20 protein-coding genes are annotated in these 17,525 nt (G+C 37.4%); all 20 read right to left on the bottom strand.

Going from position 1 to position 17,525, the window contains the following annotated elements:
- Positions 1 to 210: 210 nt before the first annotated feature.
- The 20 genes from tsf to MHB44_RS05785 all read right to left on the bottom strand — a co-directional run bounded on the left by tsf (position 211) and on the right by MHB44_RS05785 (position 17,511).
- A complete protein-coding gene (gene tsf / locus MHB44_RS05880) occupies positions 211 to 1,098 on the bottom strand; it encodes a translation elongation factor Ts (protein WP_341301942.1) in 888 nt (295 codons plus the stop codon).
- A gap of 101 nt (positions 1,099 to 1,199) precedes the next feature.
- Positions 1,200 to 1,922, bottom strand: coding sequence for a 30S ribosomal protein S2 (gene rpsB / locus MHB44_RS05875; protein ID WP_053993949.1), 723 nt, complete (start codon positions 1,920 to 1,922; stop codon positions 1,200 to 1,202).
- Between the two features lie 157 nt (positions 1,923 to 2,079).
- On the bottom strand, positions 2,080 to 2,655 hold the full coding sequence (locus tag MHB44_RS05870) for a hypothetical protein (protein ID WP_341301941.1): 576 nt from the start codon (positions 2,653 to 2,655) through the stop codon (positions 2,080 to 2,082).
- 15 nt (positions 2,656 to 2,670) lie between these two features.
- Complete coding sequence (locus MHB44_RS05865; protein ID WP_341301940.1) at positions 2,671 to 2,973, bottom strand: RNA polymerase subunit sigma; 303 nt, start codon at positions 2,971 to 2,973, stop codon at positions 2,671 to 2,673.
- Between the two features lie 23 nt (positions 2,974 to 2,996).
- Entirely contained in the window at positions 2,997 to 3,767 is a 771-nt protein-coding gene (locus MHB44_RS05860) for a FliA/WhiG family RNA polymerase sigma factor (protein ID WP_341301939.1), read from the bottom strand.
- A gap of 545 nt (positions 3,768 to 4,312) precedes the next feature.
- Entirely contained in the window at positions 4,313 to 4,681 is a 369-nt protein-coding gene (locus MHB44_RS05855; protein WP_341301938.1) for a hypothetical protein, read from the bottom strand.
- A complete protein-coding gene (locus MHB44_RS05850; RefSeq protein ID WP_341301937.1) occupies positions 4,681 to 5,184 on the bottom strand; it encodes a chemotaxis protein CheD in 504 nt (167 codons plus the stop codon). The genes MHB44_RS05855 and MHB44_RS05850 overlap by 1 nt, the downstream gene beginning before the upstream one ends.
- A complete protein-coding gene (locus MHB44_RS05845) occupies positions 5,184 to 5,816 on the bottom strand; it encodes a chemotaxis protein CheC (RefSeq protein ID WP_053993943.1) in 633 nt (210 codons plus the stop codon). Before MHB44_RS05845 ends, MHB44_RS05850 begins: the two co-directional genes overlap by 1 nt.
- Positions 5,817 to 5,825: 9 nt before the next feature.
- Complete coding sequence (locus MHB44_RS05840) at positions 5,826 to 6,272, bottom strand: chemotaxis protein CheW (RefSeq protein ID WP_341301936.1); 447 nt, start codon at positions 6,270 to 6,272, stop codon at positions 5,826 to 5,828.
- A gap of 26 nt (positions 6,273 to 6,298) precedes the next feature.
- On the bottom strand, positions 6,299 to 8,362 hold the full coding sequence (locus MHB44_RS05835) for a chemotaxis protein CheA (protein ID WP_341301935.1): 2,064 nt from the start codon (positions 8,360 to 8,362) through the stop codon (positions 6,299 to 6,301).
- 15 nt (positions 8,363 to 8,377) lie between these two features.
- Complete coding sequence (locus MHB44_RS05830; RefSeq protein ID WP_341301934.1) at positions 8,378 to 9,532, bottom strand: chemotaxis response regulator protein-glutamate methylesterase; 1,155 nt, start codon at positions 9,530 to 9,532, stop codon at positions 8,378 to 8,380.
- Positions 9,533 to 10,408, bottom strand: coding sequence for a MinD/ParA family protein (locus MHB44_RS05825; protein ID WP_341301933.1), 876 nt, complete (start codon positions 10,406 to 10,408; stop codon positions 9,533 to 9,535).
- Positions 10,405 to 11,592, bottom strand: coding sequence for a flagellar biosynthesis protein FlhF (flhF, locus tag MHB44_RS05820; RefSeq protein ID WP_341301932.1), 1,188 nt, complete (start codon positions 11,590 to 11,592; stop codon positions 10,405 to 10,407). Before flhF ends, MHB44_RS05825 begins: the two co-directional genes overlap by 4 nt.
- Positions 11,589 to 13,622 (bottom strand): flagellar biosynthesis protein FlhA, encoded by a 2,034-nt coding sequence (gene flhA / locus MHB44_RS05815; RefSeq protein ID WP_341301931.1) that lies wholly within the window; start codon positions 13,620 to 13,622, stop codon positions 11,589 to 11,591. Before flhA ends, flhF begins: the two co-directional genes overlap by 4 nt.
- A gap of 25 nt (positions 13,623 to 13,647) precedes the next feature.
- Complete coding sequence (gene flhB / locus MHB44_RS05810; protein WP_341301930.1) at positions 13,648 to 14,736, bottom strand: flagellar biosynthesis protein FlhB; 1,089 nt, start codon at positions 14,734 to 14,736, stop codon at positions 13,648 to 13,650.
- Between the two features lies 1 nt (position 14,737).
- On the bottom strand, positions 14,738 to 15,511 hold the full coding sequence (gene fliR, locus MHB44_RS05805; RefSeq protein ID WP_341301929.1) for a flagellar biosynthetic protein FliR: 774 nt from the start codon (positions 15,509 to 15,511) through the stop codon (positions 14,738 to 14,740).
- A 4-nt stretch (positions 15,512 to 15,515) separates the two neighbouring features.
- Entirely contained in the window at positions 15,516 to 15,785 is a 270-nt protein-coding gene (fliQ, locus tag MHB44_RS05800; RefSeq protein WP_341301928.1) for a flagellar biosynthesis protein FliQ, read from the bottom strand.
- A gap of 13 nt (positions 15,786 to 15,798) precedes the next feature.
- Entirely contained in the window at positions 15,799 to 16,464 is a 666-nt protein-coding gene (gene fliP / locus MHB44_RS05795; RefSeq protein ID WP_341301927.1) for a flagellar type III secretion system pore protein FliP, read from the bottom strand.
- A complete protein-coding gene (locus tag MHB44_RS05790) occupies positions 16,461 to 17,138 on the bottom strand; it encodes a flagellar biosynthetic protein FliO (protein ID WP_341301926.1) in 678 nt (225 codons plus the stop codon). Before MHB44_RS05790 ends, fliP begins: the two co-directional genes overlap by 4 nt.
- A gap of 10 nt (positions 17,139 to 17,148) precedes the next feature.
- Positions 17,149 to 17,511 (bottom strand): response regulator, encoded by a 363-nt coding sequence (locus MHB44_RS05785; RefSeq protein WP_008180756.1) that lies wholly within the window; start codon positions 17,509 to 17,511, stop codon positions 17,149 to 17,151.
- Positions 17,512 to 17,525 lie beyond the last annotated feature (14 nt).

Raw genomic sequence — 17,525 nt, 5'->3', positions numbered from 1 at the left:
AACCTCCGTAAGACTTTATTTAAAACTACTCTATTCCCTTTACCATTATAGTATATAGTACAATAATTGCTAGCTGTGAATAAGGCAGAATAGAAAATTATCTTATTTTTTCTTTTATTTCGGAAAAATAGGGAACACGCTATGTTGTGTTCCCCATTTTTCGCCTAGAAAATCTAGTGATTATTTGATTAGGATCAAATGCAAGCTAAATTAGTTACCTTTAACTTGGCTCATTACTTCCTCTGCAAAGTTATCTTCACGTTTTTCGATACCTTCACCAACAGCGTAACGTACAAAGCTGTTTACAGAACCACCAGTTGAAGCTACAAAATCACGTACTTTTTGATCTGAATTTTTAACAAAAGTTTGATCAAGTAAGCAAACATCTTCGAAATATTTACCAAGACGACCTTCAACCATTTTCGCAACGATGTTTTCTGGTTTACCTTCGTTAAGCGCTTGCTCTGTCAATACTTTACGCTCACGTTCAACCTCTTCAGCAGAAACTTCATCGCGAGAAACGTAAGTTGGGTTAATAGCTGCAATGTGCATTGCAACATCTTTAGCAGCTGCTGCATCAGTAGAACCTTCTAAAGTTACTAATACACCGATACGGCCGCCCATGTGTAAATAAGAACCGAATGCATCTGCATCCGTTTTTGTTTTAATTTCGAAACGACGAAGTGTAATTTTTTCACCAATTGTTGCAACAGCCGTTGAAATTTGGTCAGCAATTTTTACACCTTCTGCATTTGCAAGCTCTAATGCATCTTCCACTGATGCTGGTTTAGCAGTAAGTAATTGCTCTGCTAAAGAAGCAACTAGTACTTGGAATTTATCGTTTTTTGCAACGAAGTCAGTTTCAGCGTTTACTTCTAAGATAATTGCTTCATTACCTTGTTCTAAAATATAAGTTGTCCCTTCTGCAGCAACACGGTCAGCCTTTTTAGCAGCTGAAGAAAGACCTTTTTCACGTAGGAAGTCGATTGCAGCTTCTAGGTTACCTTCAGTTTGTACTAACGCTTTTTTACAATCCATCATACCAGCGCCAGTTTTTTCGCGTAATTCTTTTACTAATTGTGCAGTAATGTTTGCCATTTAGTGTTTCCTCCTCAAATTGGTTGAACAAAATTTATTGCTAGGTTCTAAAAAAGGTGATAAGAGGTTTGAGCCACTTATCACCTTTTTGTAAACGTGAATTACTCAGCAGCAACAGCTTCAGCAGCTGGAGCTTCCTCTTCACCTTGTTTTGACTCGATTAAAGCGTCAGCCATTTTAGCAGTTAAAAGTTTAACAGCACGAATAGCATCATCGTTAGCAGGGATTACGTAGTCGATTTCATCTGGATCACAGTTTGTATCAACAATACCTACTAGAGGGATGTTTAATTTACGAGCTTCAGCAACTGCAATGCGTTCTTTACGTGGGTCAACCACGAACATTACGTCTGGAAGCTCATGCATATCACGGATACCGCCTAAGAATTTAGTTAGACGTTCGTGTTCTTTTTTTAGTTGGATTACTTCTTTTTTAGGTAGAACTTCGAAAGTTCCTTCTTCTTCCATTTTTTCGATTTGTTTCAGACGTGCAACACGTTTTTGAATTGTACCGAAGTTTGTAAGAGTACCACCTAACCAACGTTGGTTGATATAGTAGTTGCCTGAACGTTCAGCTTCATCTTTGATCGCTTCTTGTGCTTGTTTTTTCGTACCAACGAAAAGAACTTTACCACCATCTTGACCAACTTGACGCATGAAGTCATAAGCTTCCTCTAATTTTTTAACAGTTTTTTGTAAGTCGATGATATAGATGCCGTTACGCTCAACAAAGATATATTTCTTCATTTTTGGGTTCCAACGACGAGTTTGGTGACCGAAATGTACACCAGCTTCAAGTAATTGTTTCATAGAAATTACTGACATTTGAATTTCCTCCTAATATGTTTGGTTTTGATCCTCCGCATCTATCATTTGCAACAAGCTACCCTTAACATAAGAGCACCACTTACTACATCAAAATGCGTGTGTAGTAATAACACCATTTGCAACTATATCATAGCTTAAAGCTATTCGCAACAATTTAGTGCTGAAATTTCAGTAAAAGCTCAATTTCTGTTTTGCCCTTTTGCAGTTGTTTTGCTATTTCTTCTGATGTTTTTCCTTGTTTCATCAATTCTAGCACTTGTTGCTCCAATGTTAATGTCTGTTCTTTCTTTTGCTCGTGATTGGCTGTCGTCGTTGGAACTACAGGACTATTATTAGCGCTAGCCTGCTGCTGACGCGAATAGGCATTGGCTACTATATTTTTAGGTACATAAACCCGAGTATCCGCTTCTAGTGTTGTAGAGCTATCCTCTTTTTTCTGTTGTACTGTTGACAAAGAAGAATGCTTTTGTTCCATTACTGGTGCTGTGTGCTGAATGCTCGTTGATGCTAGTGCTGGCTGTGAAACATTTTGTAGCTCTTGAATAAAGCGGTCATTCTCATCTTTCATTTCCGTTAAATACATACTAATCGTATCATCCATTTCGCGCATTAAGCGCTCTTGCTTTTTCTCTAACTCCTTAAATTTCGCTAGCTTTGTGTTTAAAATAATCAGGAAATAAAACGATAGTAGCTGTAAAAAGAATAGTACCGCTATTAGTATGGTTGTCATTGTTAACGTAAACTCCTATCCACTAAAATCCACAAAATTCCCTTTAAATGGATGTTTCGCCTGTTTTTTATGCTTTTTCTTGTTCTTTTTTTTATAATTTCCGTTTATATATTCGCCACCAGCTTCTTCTTCCTCACTAATTTCATCCATACCCTCTGATGTATTAACGATTTTTTGTTTGCGTTCCACTTCTTTTTTGTGCGCTTCATTTGCATGTGCTTGCTGAGCCAATGCTTGTTGCTGTGCCTGATCCGCCATTTTACCAGCTTCAAATGTTTTAGGAATAGCTATTTGCAATTCAACACCTTTTAAACTCATTGGAATCTCTCCCTTAAGAATATTTACGCATTAATCATTTCGGTAGATAATAGCTTTCGTAGCTTTAATAACGCTTTTGAATGGATTTGGGAAATACGCGATGTTGATAATTCCAGCATTTCACCAATTTCAGTCAACGTCAATTCTTCTGTGTAAAATAAACTAAGGACAAGCTGTTCTTTGTCATTAAGCTTTTGAATATTTTCGGCTAAATCATCCAATAGCTCTGATTTGATCATCACTTGCTCAGGTGTTTGCATTGTATCATCTCGAATGACAAATGATTTACCATCCGTTTCTTCTTGGTCTTGCTGTTCGTTAATCGACAACACATTTGAAAAAAAATGCTCCTGTACTGTTTGATAAACATCTTCAACAGGTAGTTTCATATGCTCCGCAAGTTCCTCAGGCGTTACATGACGCATATATTTTTGCTCAAGCTGTTCAATCTGAGCATCTAATTTTTTCGCCCTTTCACGCGCTGAACGCGGTAACCAATCTTCTTTGCGTAAGCCATCTATAATGGCTCCCCTTACCCTGAATGAAGCATATGTATCAAATTTTAAATCTCTGTTAATATCAAACTTATTTAACGCATCAAATAAGCCTACCATTCCTAGGCTTGTTAAATCATCACGTGATACGCTCTTTGGTAAACCTGCAGCGATGCGTTGGACATGATAAGATACTAAAGAAATATATTTTTTTATTAGTAAATCACCTGCATCTGGATCACGCTTATTAATCCAGCGATTCCATAGTTTTTGCTCATCATTTGAAATTGGTTGTGTCATGAAATCCACCTCTCTCATAAACGCCTTTACATGCCTATTTACTACGAACTACTCACGTTTATAACACTTCTCGTTCATAAGAATTTATTGGTTGTTATTTTTTTATATGTATGAAAGCGTCCTCGTCAAACAAAAAGTTGATTTCTGCTACTAAATGCTGAGTCTCTATGTTTAACAAAGATCTCATTAAGATCATTTTAGTTATTACTATTAGAATTGGTAAAAAATCACAAGATATTGTTACCTTTCCTATATTATAACAAGAATCCATTGTAATTTCATTTGTTTCTCCTCGTCTCTCTGATATTCCTCTGTTTTATTTGTCTATTATCAGACATGTCTATGGTACAAATAGCGGTAAAATTTTTATAAGCCATTGTCAGTTAGCTAGCATGAAGGTGGCTCAGTTGACGCATAGCTTTTGCGATAAAAGCAACATGACAAAAGCATACGCTAAAAATTCATTTGTTTTAGCATCAACTATATGGGGATTCTGATTTATTTCCAAATCACTAAAAAAGAGCCGCTCTAGGCGACTCTCTATTTTACACATTTACCTGTTCCTCTTCTTCTCGATTCATCATTGTGCGTACGACTTGTGCAATTTCTTCTGAATTCTCATCTTGAAATTCCACCGTAGACTGAGCTACTGGTGCTTCTTGATTTTGCTCTTCAAGACGTTCTTTTTCTTCATCTTGCTCACCCTCAATTATTTCCTCATTATCCTCAGGTGTATACAGGATATAGGCTATTAAAAAACGTACGATATACATAACGATAAACGCAATGATGGCTGCAACAAAGGAGCTGATAATAATACGAAGAGGTGCATCTGGTTTTTGAAAGGTACTGAAAAAATAAACAGAAAAGGCAATTAGCGCTCCCCAAAGGTTATAGAATATAGAACCAAACATTAGATTTCGCTCACTCCTTGGTTAACCGTTCGAATGTGTAAGATGGATGTTTCAGGATTAAATTCAATCGTTCGGCCACTATTTCCACCAGTATCCTCAGCCACTAAAGGAATACCATGTCGTTTCAACTCATTCTTGACAGCTTCCACATTGCGAGGGCCAATACGCATTGTATCCTTATCTGAAGTAAACTGGAACATCTGCGCGCCCCCCGCAATTTTTGCCTTTAATTTAAATTTTTGAACACCTTCTAATTTTAATAGGTCTATCATTGCTACGATACTTGTATCGGCAAATTTTGCTACATTCAGTGACTCCGTTCTTCCTAAACTAGAATCTGGTAACATTACATGGATCAAACCAGCAATTTTCTTTGACTCATCATATAAAATAACGCCAACACAGGAGCCAAGACCTGACGTTCGAATTGTGTTTGGCAGCTTTACTACATCCATTTGTGCAATTCCCACTTTAATCACTTGCCCACTACTATTTAGCATCATTATGAAACTCCTAATGCTTTAAAAATAGCATCAAAAGAATCTGGATCTGGTAGCAAGAAGAAATGACCTCTTACTGTTTCGTGGTCCTCAACACCTTCTTCAAAAATGGATGTATTTATGACAATAACATTATCACTCACATGTGATAATTCGATTAAGCCGATACTAATAATCGCACCAAACATATCAACACTTAACCCGGGCACAGTCGGGTAAATTTTTAAATTAGTAAAATCAGATAAGGCAGATAAATAGGAGCCTGATAAAATATTCCCCATCTCCTGCATAGCCGACAGGCCTAGCTCAGAAACAGGTCGTTTTTTAAAATCAAATGTTTCATCATAAAGCAGGCGACGAATAAAACGGTTCGCTTGCTCAATAGGTAGGATAAAAAACATGCTCCCTTCTGCATCTCCTTCAATGCGAAGGTAGATACCAACAACAACATTTTCCGATCCGCCAGCAAGCTCCATCATATCATGAAAAGAGACCATCTCTACCTTTGGGACACGCATATCAATTTTTTTCCCTAGTAAATTGGAAAGTGCTGTCGCGGCATGTGCAGCACCGATATTTCCAATTTCCTTCAATACATCTAAATGTAGTGATGTAATTTTTTGATTAAATGTCATTATCGATCCCTACTTTAGTGGATTTAATACTTTCTCTAAATGCAATAAAATTAATAACCGCTTCCCTACTTTTGCCACGCCTGAAATAAATTCCTCCTCCAATGAACCAACAACCTCTGGCTGTGGTTCAATAGCATTTGCAGGAATATCAATTACATCATTGGCAGAATCTACAACAAAGCCTACTTCCATATCTTCTAATGAAATAATAATAATGCGTGTTGCTTCCTCATGTTTAGAAATCGGTAATTCAAAGCGTTCACGTAAATCAACAATTGGCGTTACGACACCGCGTAGATTAATGACACCCTTCACATAATTCACTGTTTTTGGTACACGTGTAATATGCATTAATTTTTCGATTCCTTGTACATGAGAGACAGGAATTGCATATTCTTTATCTGCTAATTGAAAAACAATAACTTTAATACTTTCTTGTTCCACTGCATTTGTCATACTTTACACCTCTCTATTCATTCACCTTATTTAATTAGTGCGTTGCAATCGACAATTAAGGCTACTTTTCCGTTACCTAAAATTGTTGCACCTGAAATAGCAAAGATATTTGTTAAGTAATTCCCTAGTGATTTCAAGACAATTTCTTGTTGCCCAATGAAGGAATCTACCACTAAACCAGCAAGTTTTTCACCTTTTCGAACGATTACTACCGAATGGAATTCCTCATCTTGCTGCTCTTTGCGAGGCACTTCAAAAATTTCCTCTAAGAATACCAATGGCACAACCTTACCACGGAAGTCGATTACTTTTTGATTATGTGCATTCATAATCTCAGATGAACGGATAATAGATGTTTCAATAATAGATGATAGTGGAATTGCATAAATCTCCTTTTCAATCTCCACAAGCATTACTGAAATAATCGATAATGTCAGTGGTAATTGAATAGAGAATTTTGAGCCTACATCTTGGGTAGATTCAATGGAAATATTACCACCAAGTGATTCAATTGTTGTTTTTACAACGTCTAACCCTACACCTCGACCTGATACATCAGAAATAACATCTGCTGTCGAGAAGCCTGAAGCTAAAATTAGCTCATTAATTTGCCTATCAGACATTGCATAGGATTGCTCTAGTGTGACAACGCCTTTAGCAATAGCTTTTGCTAATACCTTTTCACGGTTAATACCCGCACCATCATCCTCAATTTCAATAAAGACATAGTTTCCACTATGATAAGCACGCAGCACAACTGTTCCTTCTTCAGGTTTACCTTTTGCACGACGAGCAGTTGGGTTCTCAATACCATGATCCACAGAATTACGGATTAAGTGGACAAGTGGGTCGCCAATCTCATCGATAACTGTACGATCAAGCTCTGTTTCAGCACCAATAATTTCAAGATTAATTTTCTTATTCAAGTCACGTGATAACTGACGAATCATTTTCGGGAAACGATTAAACACTGTTTCAACAGGAACCATTCGCATTGTTAATATGATTGTTTGTAGATCACCCATGACACGACTCATACGCTCTACCGTTTCATTAAGCTCACCATGGTTTACTTCTGTTGAGATAGATTGTAATCGACCACGATCAATTACTAATTCCTCAAATAAGTTCATTAAAATATCGAGACGTTCAATATTGACACGAATCGTTTTATTGCCAACAGGCGCATGTTGATTTTTATCAGTCTTGGTAGCTTTTTTAGGTTTCGCTACAGGTTCAGCTTGTGCTGGCACAACAGGAGCTGGTGCAGCCACCTCCTCTACGGTCACGGCTACTTCTTTCTGTGGTTCATACTCTTTTTCACTAAATGCCTTTTGATTAATCGATGTTACAGCTACTTCGTCAACCTCAGAAACTTTCATTAACTTTTTCTGCATATCTTCAGCTGATTCTTTTGTAACAAATGCTACATAAAACTGTTGGTCAAATTGTTCATCCTCAAGCTTTTCAACAGATGGACTTGCTTTAATAACATCCCCATCTTTTTCTAAAATCTCAAATACCATAAATACTCGTGCAGCCTTCAGTAGACAATCATCACGTAATTTTACTGAAATCTCATATGCGTGGAACCCTTGTTCAGAAGATTGGCTAATCACGGTTTGTTCAAAGCTATCATACTCCAACGTGCTTTCTGCTGCTGGCTCAACAACTTCTGTTGTCGCCACTTCAGGCACCGCTATGGCTTCTTCACCTAGTTCTATCCGTTTAAGCTGAGCAACCGTTGAAGATACGTCTCGCTTGCCATCTCCACCGCTTGCAATATCCATCACCATTTCTTCTAAATGATCCACAGATTCAAAGACAACATCTAAAATTTCAGGCGTTACATGAATTTTCTCATTACGAATAGCATCTAAAACATTTTCCATTTTATGTGTTAAATCTGCTAAATCTTCGAAGCCCATTGTAGCGGACATACCTTTTAATGTATGTGCCGAACGGAAGATTTCTCCTACAATTGCCAAATCGTCTGGACTTTTTTCTAATTCTAATAAATGCTCACTACATGCTTGTAAATGCTCTTTACTTTCTTCAATAAACATCTCTAAATATTGATTGACTTCCATAAGAGGACACCCCTTTTAAGGCAAATATTTCATTATCGTTTGTGCAATATCATCTACATCTGCAACTTCATCAACAAGCTGCGTTTCTACTGCTGCTTTTGGCATACCATATACAATGCAAGTTCCTGCTGATTCTGCAATAGCTATGACATTTCCAGTATTTTTTAACACTTTTAGTCCGTTAGAGCCATCATGCCCCATCCCTGTCATGATTACCGCTATTTTATCAAAATCACCATATTGACTAACATCTTCAAACATAACATCTACAGAAGGCCGATGACCAGCTCTAGGGGCTTCCTGATTATCAAGGACAATGCAAAATGTCGTCCCTACTTTTCTAAGTTTTAAATGATAGCCACCAGGTGCAATATAGGCTATGCCATTTTGCAAAATATCGCCCTGTTCAGCCTCTTTTACAACAATTTCACTTAGCTGATCGAGACGAGTAGCAAGTGATTTAGTAAATCCTGCTGGCATATGTTGAACAATTAAAATGGGCGCTTGAATAGACTTTGGAATTTTAGTGATAACCTCCTGAAGTGCACGAGGTCCTCCTGTCGATGTGCCAATTAACACGATTTTCTTTCCTGCTTTACTCCATTCTCCCTGTGGCCTGGCTGCTTCTACTTTACCAGCTATTGTATTCACAGGAGTTGGAATTCGTTGATGCTGCTGTGATTCTTTCATTACGGTACTCGCTCTTGTCACTGTTTCTTGTTGGTGTTTACTATTAGAAGGGTTTTTCAATTTAGAAATTGGCACCATCGCTGCTTGCTCTACTTTATACACAAGTTCACTTTGAATTTTATGTAAATCAAGAGAGATTGTTCCGCTTGGCTTAGCGACAAAATCGACTGCTCCATTTTCAATTGCTACTATGGCGTTTTCTGTTCCATGTTGTGTGGTGCTAGAGAGCATTACTACAGGAACTGGGCATTTTTTCATAATTTCTTTCAAAGCGTCTAGCCCGTTCATTTCAGGCATCTCAATATCCATTGTTACTACTGTTGGTTTCAAGGATTGAATTTTTTTAATTGCATCTTTTCCATTTCGAGCTGTACCAACTACTTCCACCTTTGAGCTACCTACAAAAAAGTCGCTAATTAGCTTTCTCATAAAAGCAGAATCATCCACAACTAATAGCTTGCTTTTATGTAAAAAGTCCAATTAATCACGCCCTTTCGAAAAAATACTTCTTAATTTTGTTAAAAATTTCTTTGTTGTCTGGTCATGTGCATGTATTTCTTCTGCACGATATTCCATGAAACGAACGACTATCAGCTGTAATGTTTTTGAAATTAGTGCGTCTGGATGAGCAAGTGAAAACGGTACTTGCTCACGTACAGCCTTACGCACAACCGGATCTTCAGGTAAAGAGCCTAGAATGGTAACGTCTTTATCCAAAAAACGCTTCATCGTAAGCTTTAAACGTTCATTTGTTTCGATGCCTTCTTCTTTGCTAAAAACACGGTTACAGAGAATATAAAATTGCTTCTCTGTATCTCTTACATGAATATATTTCATCATGGAGTACGCATCTGTTATAGAAGTTGGCTCTGCAGTTGAAATGACGATAATTTCATCAATTGATGTAAGTACATCTAACGACCAATTTGTTGCACCAGCTCCCATATCAAATAAAATATAATCATAGTTCTTTTGAAGCTGTTCAAAGGCATGGATAAGTCGCTCAAACATCACTTCTGACCAATCCAGGACACTCGTCATGCCAGATCCACCTGAAATATACCTTAATTCTTTGGGCCCTTCAAATATTACCTCATCTAGCAACTTATTTCCTTCTAAGTAATCTTTTAAACTATAAGAAGCATTTTTTCCAATTAAAATATTGATATTGCCCATGCCAATATCCATATCTACAATGGCAACTTTTTTTCCTTTTTGAGCCAGGGTTATAGCAAAATTCATCGTGAAGTTACTCTTACCAACTCCACCTTTACCACTTACAACTGCAATTGCTCTTCCTAATTCGCCTTGCCGTCTCATCATTTTCAAGCGTAATGTTTCAGCTTGGTCTCTCATTTTTCTTCACCTTGAAAAAACAAATTAAGTACTGCTTCTAAATCAGCTTCTTCAATATCCTCTGGTACTTCTTGACCATTTGTATAGTAAGCAAGTCCTTTAGTATATTTAATCATTAAATTGATCATTGTGCCAATAGAATTTGTTTCATCAATTTTTGTAAAAATGAATTTTTCAATTGGTAACTGCTTAAATTGATCTACAATGTTCGCCATATCCTTTTCTTTCGTAGTCATGGCAAGCACTAAAAAGGATTCTGCTTGATCATCAAATTTAATAAGACGTTGGAGATCATCTACATATTTTGTTTCTTTATAATTTCGACCTGCTGTATCAATAAACACTAAATCTAAATACGATAGCTTTTGAATGGCTTGTTCAAAGTCTGTTGCATTATAAGCAATTTCAACAGGGGCCTGTAACAGTCCTGCATATGTTTTTAGTTGCTCAATGGCAGCAATTCGGTAAGTATCTGTTGTTATAAAGCCTATTTTTTTCTTTTTTTCTAATACAGCTCTCGCTGCCATTTTGGCGATAGTCGTTGTCTTGCCAACGCCTGTTGGACCTAAAACATTAATATATTTCCGTTCATAGGACAACCCTCCAATTGGAAGGTTCTCTAACTTTTTACGCAATAAATTTTTTGTGATCAATTTGCATTGTGAAAAATTTATTTCTGATGCTTCTTTGAAATACATAAAAAGCTCATCACCAATCGTTGTGATGAGCTCTTCACTTAGCTCTTGCTGTTTTAAGTATTCAATGAAGGGTAAGAGTTCATCGGGATATTGAGCTTTGGTAGTCTTTTTATGCATCGATTGCATTAAAGATTTTAAATCTGCAATTTCCTTCCTCAATTCTTCAGAAATACCAGTGTCCTCATTTATAGTATTTGGCTGTGGTTGATCCTGATGAATTTTGGCTTGAATAGCATTGGTAATCTCTTGTAACCTTGCATTGTCTTTTGTTGTTGCAGGTAATATTGCAGGTGGTGGCATCAGATGATTTGGTTCTATTGTATCGACACCTGCAACTACTTCAAAGCTTTTCTTTTTAATCATTCCGAAAAATTTCTTTGTTATGACTACTTTTGAGTTTAATATAACAGCGTCCTCACCTAATTCTGCCCGCACTTGCTTCATCGCTTCTGGTATGGAAGATGCATAGTATTTTTTCATTTTCATTGAACATTCACCACCCCAACACTTTGAATTTCAACCGAAGCATCCAATTCATTATAAGAGAGAACTGGAATTTGCGGGAAATAACGTTCTGTTAACTGTCGTAAGTACATGCGCACTGCTGGCGAGCATAAAATAATGGCAGATTGTTCCATAAAGGAAACGCGTTCTACTTCCCCAGCAATCGTTTCTAATATTGTTTGTGAATCTTGAGGGTCCATTGCTAAGTAATTACCATGATCTGTTTGTTGAATACTATCCGCAATCATTTTTTCTACTTTTCCTGACACTGTAATAACCTTTAGGGCTGGACTATCACCAACATACTGCGCTGTTATTTGACGTGCCAGCGACTGACGCACATATTCTGTTAAAATATCTGTATCACTTGTTAGCTTAGCATAGTCTGCCAATGTTTCAAAAATAATTGGTAAGTTACGTACCGAAACATTTTCTCGTAGCAGTTTGCCAAGTACCTTTTGGATTTCTCCTATAGATAAAGGTGTAGGTGTTAATTCTTCGACTAAAATGGAATGTGTTTGGCGTAAATGATCGATTAATTGCTTTGTTTCTTGACGCCCTAGCAATTCGTGCGCATTTGCCCGAATCACTTCTGTTAAGTGTGTAGAAACTACACTTGGTGGGTCTACAACTGTATAGCCAAACATTTCTGCCTCTTCTTTTACTTGCTCTGTAATCCATTTAGCAGGTAATCCAAATGAAGGCTCAACTGTATCAATGCCTTCAATCGAATCATCGTCTCCTGGACTCATTGCTAGATAATGATCCAGTAATAGTTCGCCTCGTGCCATTTCATTTCCTTTAATTTTAATGCGGTATTCATTTGGCTGAAGCTGAATATTATCACGAATACGGACAACTGGAATTACTATCCCTAATTCTAATGCTAGCTGCCGACGAATCATAATAACACGGTCTAATAAATCTCCACCTTGTGCGGCATCTACTAAAGGAATTAATCCATAGCCAAATTCAAATTCGATAGGGTCCACATTTAATAAATTCACAACGTTCTCAGGGCTTTTCATACCATCTGTTGCCACTTCTTCCTCAATCTCAAGTAATTCCTCTTCATCCTCAGGCTTCTTACGATCCATCATATAGGCACCAGCTATCAATGAACCACCGATTGGGAGCGTCACCCAGTTAGGAATTGGCGTAAATAACCCTAATAATGTAATTGTACCACCAGCTACATAAAGCAATTTTGCTTGGGCAAATAGCTGTCCTGTGATATCCTCTCCAAGACTTCCTTTAGAGGAAGCACGTGTTACGACAATCCCTGTTGCCGTTGAAATCAGCAGTGCAGGAATTTGAGAAACAATACCATCTCCTACTGTTAGCTTCGAAAAATGAGTCGCTGCCTCGGCAAATGGTAAACCCATTTGCACTACACCGATGATAATACCAAATAGTAAATTGATAATAACCATTACCATTGAGGCAATGGCATCTCCCTTTACAAATTTTGTAGCACCATCCATCGCCCCATAGAAATCTGCTTCTCCTGCTACTTTTTCACGTCGTTCACGTGCCTCTTTTTCGGAAATAATTCCTGCATTTAAGTCAGCATCAATACTCATTTGTTTACCAGGCATCGCATCAAGCGTGAAACGAGCTGCTACCTCAGCCACACGCTCCGAGCCCTTTGTAATAACAATAAACTGAATGAGCACAAGAATTAAGAAGACAACTAAACCAACAAGAATATTTCCTCCAACTACGAAGTCACCAAAGGTTTCAACTACAGCCCCTGCATCCCCATTCGCTAAGATCGCACGGGTTGTCGAAACGCTTAAGCCTAATCGGAACAAGGTTAACAGTAAAATCACTGAAGGGAAAATTGAAAAATCCAATGCCTCCTTCATACTCATTGCTGTTAGCAGTACAATTATGCCAAATGTAATATTAATGACAATTAAGAAACTTAACATCCACGGAGGAAGAGGGATGATGAGCATCGCAACGATTAAAATAACCGCACCTAAAACCCCAATATCGCGAACCTTCATTTGTGTCCCTCCTACTTAAAAAGCTTTAAATTTTTCGCTTCATGCGATAAACATAAGCGAGTACCTCTGCTACTGCTTTGAAAAATTCTTCCGGTACCTGATCGCCGATTTCTACCTGATCGTACATAGCACGTGCTAATGGTCTATTTTCAACCATAATAACATCATGCTCTTTTGCAATCAGTTTAATTTTTTGAGCGATAAAGTCAGTACCCTTTGCAACAACACGAGGAGCATCCATACTGCCCTCCTCGTATTTAAGAGCAATCGCATAGTGAGTAGGATTGGTAATAACAACATCTGCATTTGGCACCTCTGACATCATTCGACGCATTGCCATCTCACGTTGACGTTGCTTGATTTTCGATTTAATCAGTGGGTCGCCCTCACTATTTTTATATTCATCTTTAATATCTTGCTTAGACATTTTAAGATTTTTTTCATATTCATGTTTTTGGTACATCCAGTCTAAAATGGAGACACACAGTAACACTAAAGAGGCCGCTATCCCCATAATGCCAACTAGTTTACCTACCGTAATTAAGGTCATCCACGGGCTTTTAAAGGACAATGCTAAAACCTCTGGCAAGTTTGTCCAAACAATAATGGTTGTGACACCACCAATAAAGCCAATTTTTAATACTGATTTTAACAGCTCAACAATGGCCTTAACCGAAAAAATTTTTTTTAGCCCTTTAATAGGGTCCATTTTTTTTAAATCGAATTTCATTGGCTCCAGTGTAAAGAGAAAGCCAAATTGCATAAAGTTACCTGCAAGTGCTCCAACAACAGCAATCGCCATGATTGGAACAACAATAAAAGCCATTTGTACCAATGTTTCTGAAAATAAATGCATCACACTATCAATTGTTAGTGTTTCAATGCGTATGTTATGAATAAAGGTTTGCCTAAAAAAAGCTAATAGATCATCACGCAAAGAGCCTGCAAAGAAAAATAAAAAGATAAACACCATCAGCATCACAATGGCACTCGTAATATCCTGACTTTTAACAACCTGCCCTTTTTTTCGAGCATCCTGACGCTTTTTTGGCGTTGCCTTTTCGGTTTTTTCACCTGCGAAAAACTGGATATCTAAATTTAGTAGTAGCTTCATACTATCCACCACCTAAAACAGCCATTAAATCACGTATACCATAAATCATAATAGTAATTAGCTTTTGAATGACTTGTATCATAACAGCTATCATTGTAAACATCACTAAAAAACTAACACCAATTTTAATCGGAAAACCAACCACAAAAATATTTAACTGTGGTACTGTTTTTGCAGTAATTCCTAAAGCCAAATCAACTAAAAACAAGGTTGCGACAACAGGAGCAGCCATTTGGAAAGCGATAGCGAAAACAGCTGTAAATGTTGTAATAATAAACTGTATATAGCTTTCCTTTGCAAATTGCGGAAATTGATCCATGGGTAAAAGTTGATAGCTATAATAAATGCCATTGAGAATCATATGATGCCCATCAATGGCTAACAGTAAAAGAAATGCTAGCATATTAAAAAATTGACCAATTAACGGGCTTTGAGCTCCTGTTTGCGGATCAATAATATTGGCAATAGCAAAGCCCATTTGAAAGTCGATAAAGCTTCCCGCAATCTGAATGGCGGACATGATGATGTAGCCAACAAGACCAAGTAATAGTCCCACAAGCGCTTCTTTCATCACTAGTAATATGTACTCATCATTAAATACAAATGGCTCAACATCTAACGTATAGTACATCATCCAAGCTAAAACGAGTGCGAGTGTAATTTTAACTTGTGCTGGAATGGTTCTATACGAAAAAAAAGGAACCGTCACAAAAAATGCGGAGACACGCACAAGCACTAATAAGAAAACCGTTAAATGCGGAATTAATTCATTCATACACTCACCCTATATAACGCGTCAGGTTCTCAAAAATATCTCTCGCATAACTTGTAACTTGAGATAACATCCATGGGCCAAAAAATACAATAGCCACTAAGACAGCAACAATTTTTGGGACGAATGCTAACGTTTGCTCTTGAATCGAAGTTGTTGCTTGAAAGATACTTACCGCCAAACCAGTAATTAAAGCAACTAATAGTAGCGGGCCGCTTGTTAGAAGGATAATCATAATGGCACGCTCTGCAACGGAAATAATCAATTCACCTGTCATACTGTATCATCCCCTAAAAACTTTGTAGTAATGATTTCATTACGAGATACCATCCGTCCACAAGTACAAATAATAGAATCTTGAATGGTAGTGAAATCATAACTGGCGGTAGCATCATCATTCCCATCGACATTAATGTACTCGCAACAATCATATCGATCACTAAAAATGGTATAAAAATCATAAAACCAATTTGAAATGCTGTTTTAATTTCGCTTAGCGCAAATGCAGGTACAAGCATGGTTAGGGGAATTTCTTCCACAGATGCTGGTCTTTCTGCTTGATTATACGATAAAAATAACTCAAGATCCTTTTGTCTTGTATGTTTACTCATAAATTCTTTAAATGGCACACTTGCACGATCATAGGCTTCCTCCAGCCCAATTTCTTCTGCAAATAACGGCTGTAATGCCTCTTTATTAACCTCTTGAAAGGTCGGTGCCATAATAAAGAACGTTAAAAATAATGCTAGGCCAATAATCACCTGATTAGGCGGCATTTGCTGTGTGGCCAATGCTGTACGCACAAAGGATAACACTATGACAATTCGTGCAAAGGATGTCATTAAAATTAATATACTGGGTGCCAGTGATAACACCGTTAAGAGTAGTAAGAGTTTAACAGATGTGGAGACGTTTGTTGGATCGCTATTGGAAAAAATATTGATTAGATCATTCATTTATCATCATCCTTCTCCTTTTGCTTCCATCGCTCGATCTCTTCACTGCGCTCCTGTTTAATTTCAGATATCTTTTTTTCAAATAGTTGACCAAATGAATCCTGTTGTTGCTCATTTTGTATGCTCTTTTTATTTTTCTTTGTAAACTTAGCTAATAATTCTGCAATATAAGGTGATGTTGCTGCAAGTTCTTGCTTTTCGTTATATAGCGCTAAAAGGGCTTCTATTTCTTCTGGATCAGTAATTTCACGCAATAGCTGAACGTCTTCACCAACACCTACTAAATACAATGTTTGACCGACCTGTAAAAGCTGAACTGACTTTTGCGCCCCTAACGATAAACCGCCTAAATTTTGTACCATTTGATTACGTTGGAAGCTTAAATTTCGTTTATTTAAAAACTTCATCAACCCATAAAATAGCATAACAACAAAAATAAGCGCTAAAACCATTTTTATGTATTCCCATGCAGATATATCTCCAGCTGCTGATACATCTGATTCCTGTGTAGCAGCTGGATTAGTAGTATCTTCATTACAAGCTTCTGGATTATTTATGCAATCTGTGACACTATGTTTATCAGGGGCTGCATAGACAGAAGTTGTGGTTGGGTACAAAAACAGAAAAGCTACAAGAAATGCAAAAATCATCGTTAAACGAAATGATTTTAACATTTGCATGCAATCATCCTAAAGCTTTTTGAATCGCTTCAATTACACGATCTGCCTGGAAAGGTTTGACGATAAAATCTTTTGCCCCAGCTTGAATGGCATCAATTACCATCGCCTGTTGCCCCATTGCTGAACACATAATAACCGTAGCACTTGGATCAGACCCTTTAATAGCTTTAAGAGCAGCAATACCATCCATCTCGGGCATTGTAATATCCATTGTTACTAAATCTGGCTTTAATTCATTGTACTTTTCAACAGCCTGTAAACCATCAGCTGCCTCTCCAACAACTTCGAATCCATTTTTTGATAAAATATCCTTGATCATCATGCGCATAAATGCAGCGTCATCTACAATCAAAATTCTTTTAGACATGGTTAACTCCTCCA

Source organism: Lysinibacillus sp. FSL H8-0500, from assembly GCF_038051955.1.
Classification (GTDB): domain Bacteria; phylum Bacillota; class Bacilli; order Bacillales_A; family Planococcaceae; genus Lysinibacillus; species Lysinibacillus macroides.
The sequence above is the reverse complement of the archived record's forward strand: the minus strand, read 5'-3'. Positions and strand labels throughout refer to the sequence as shown.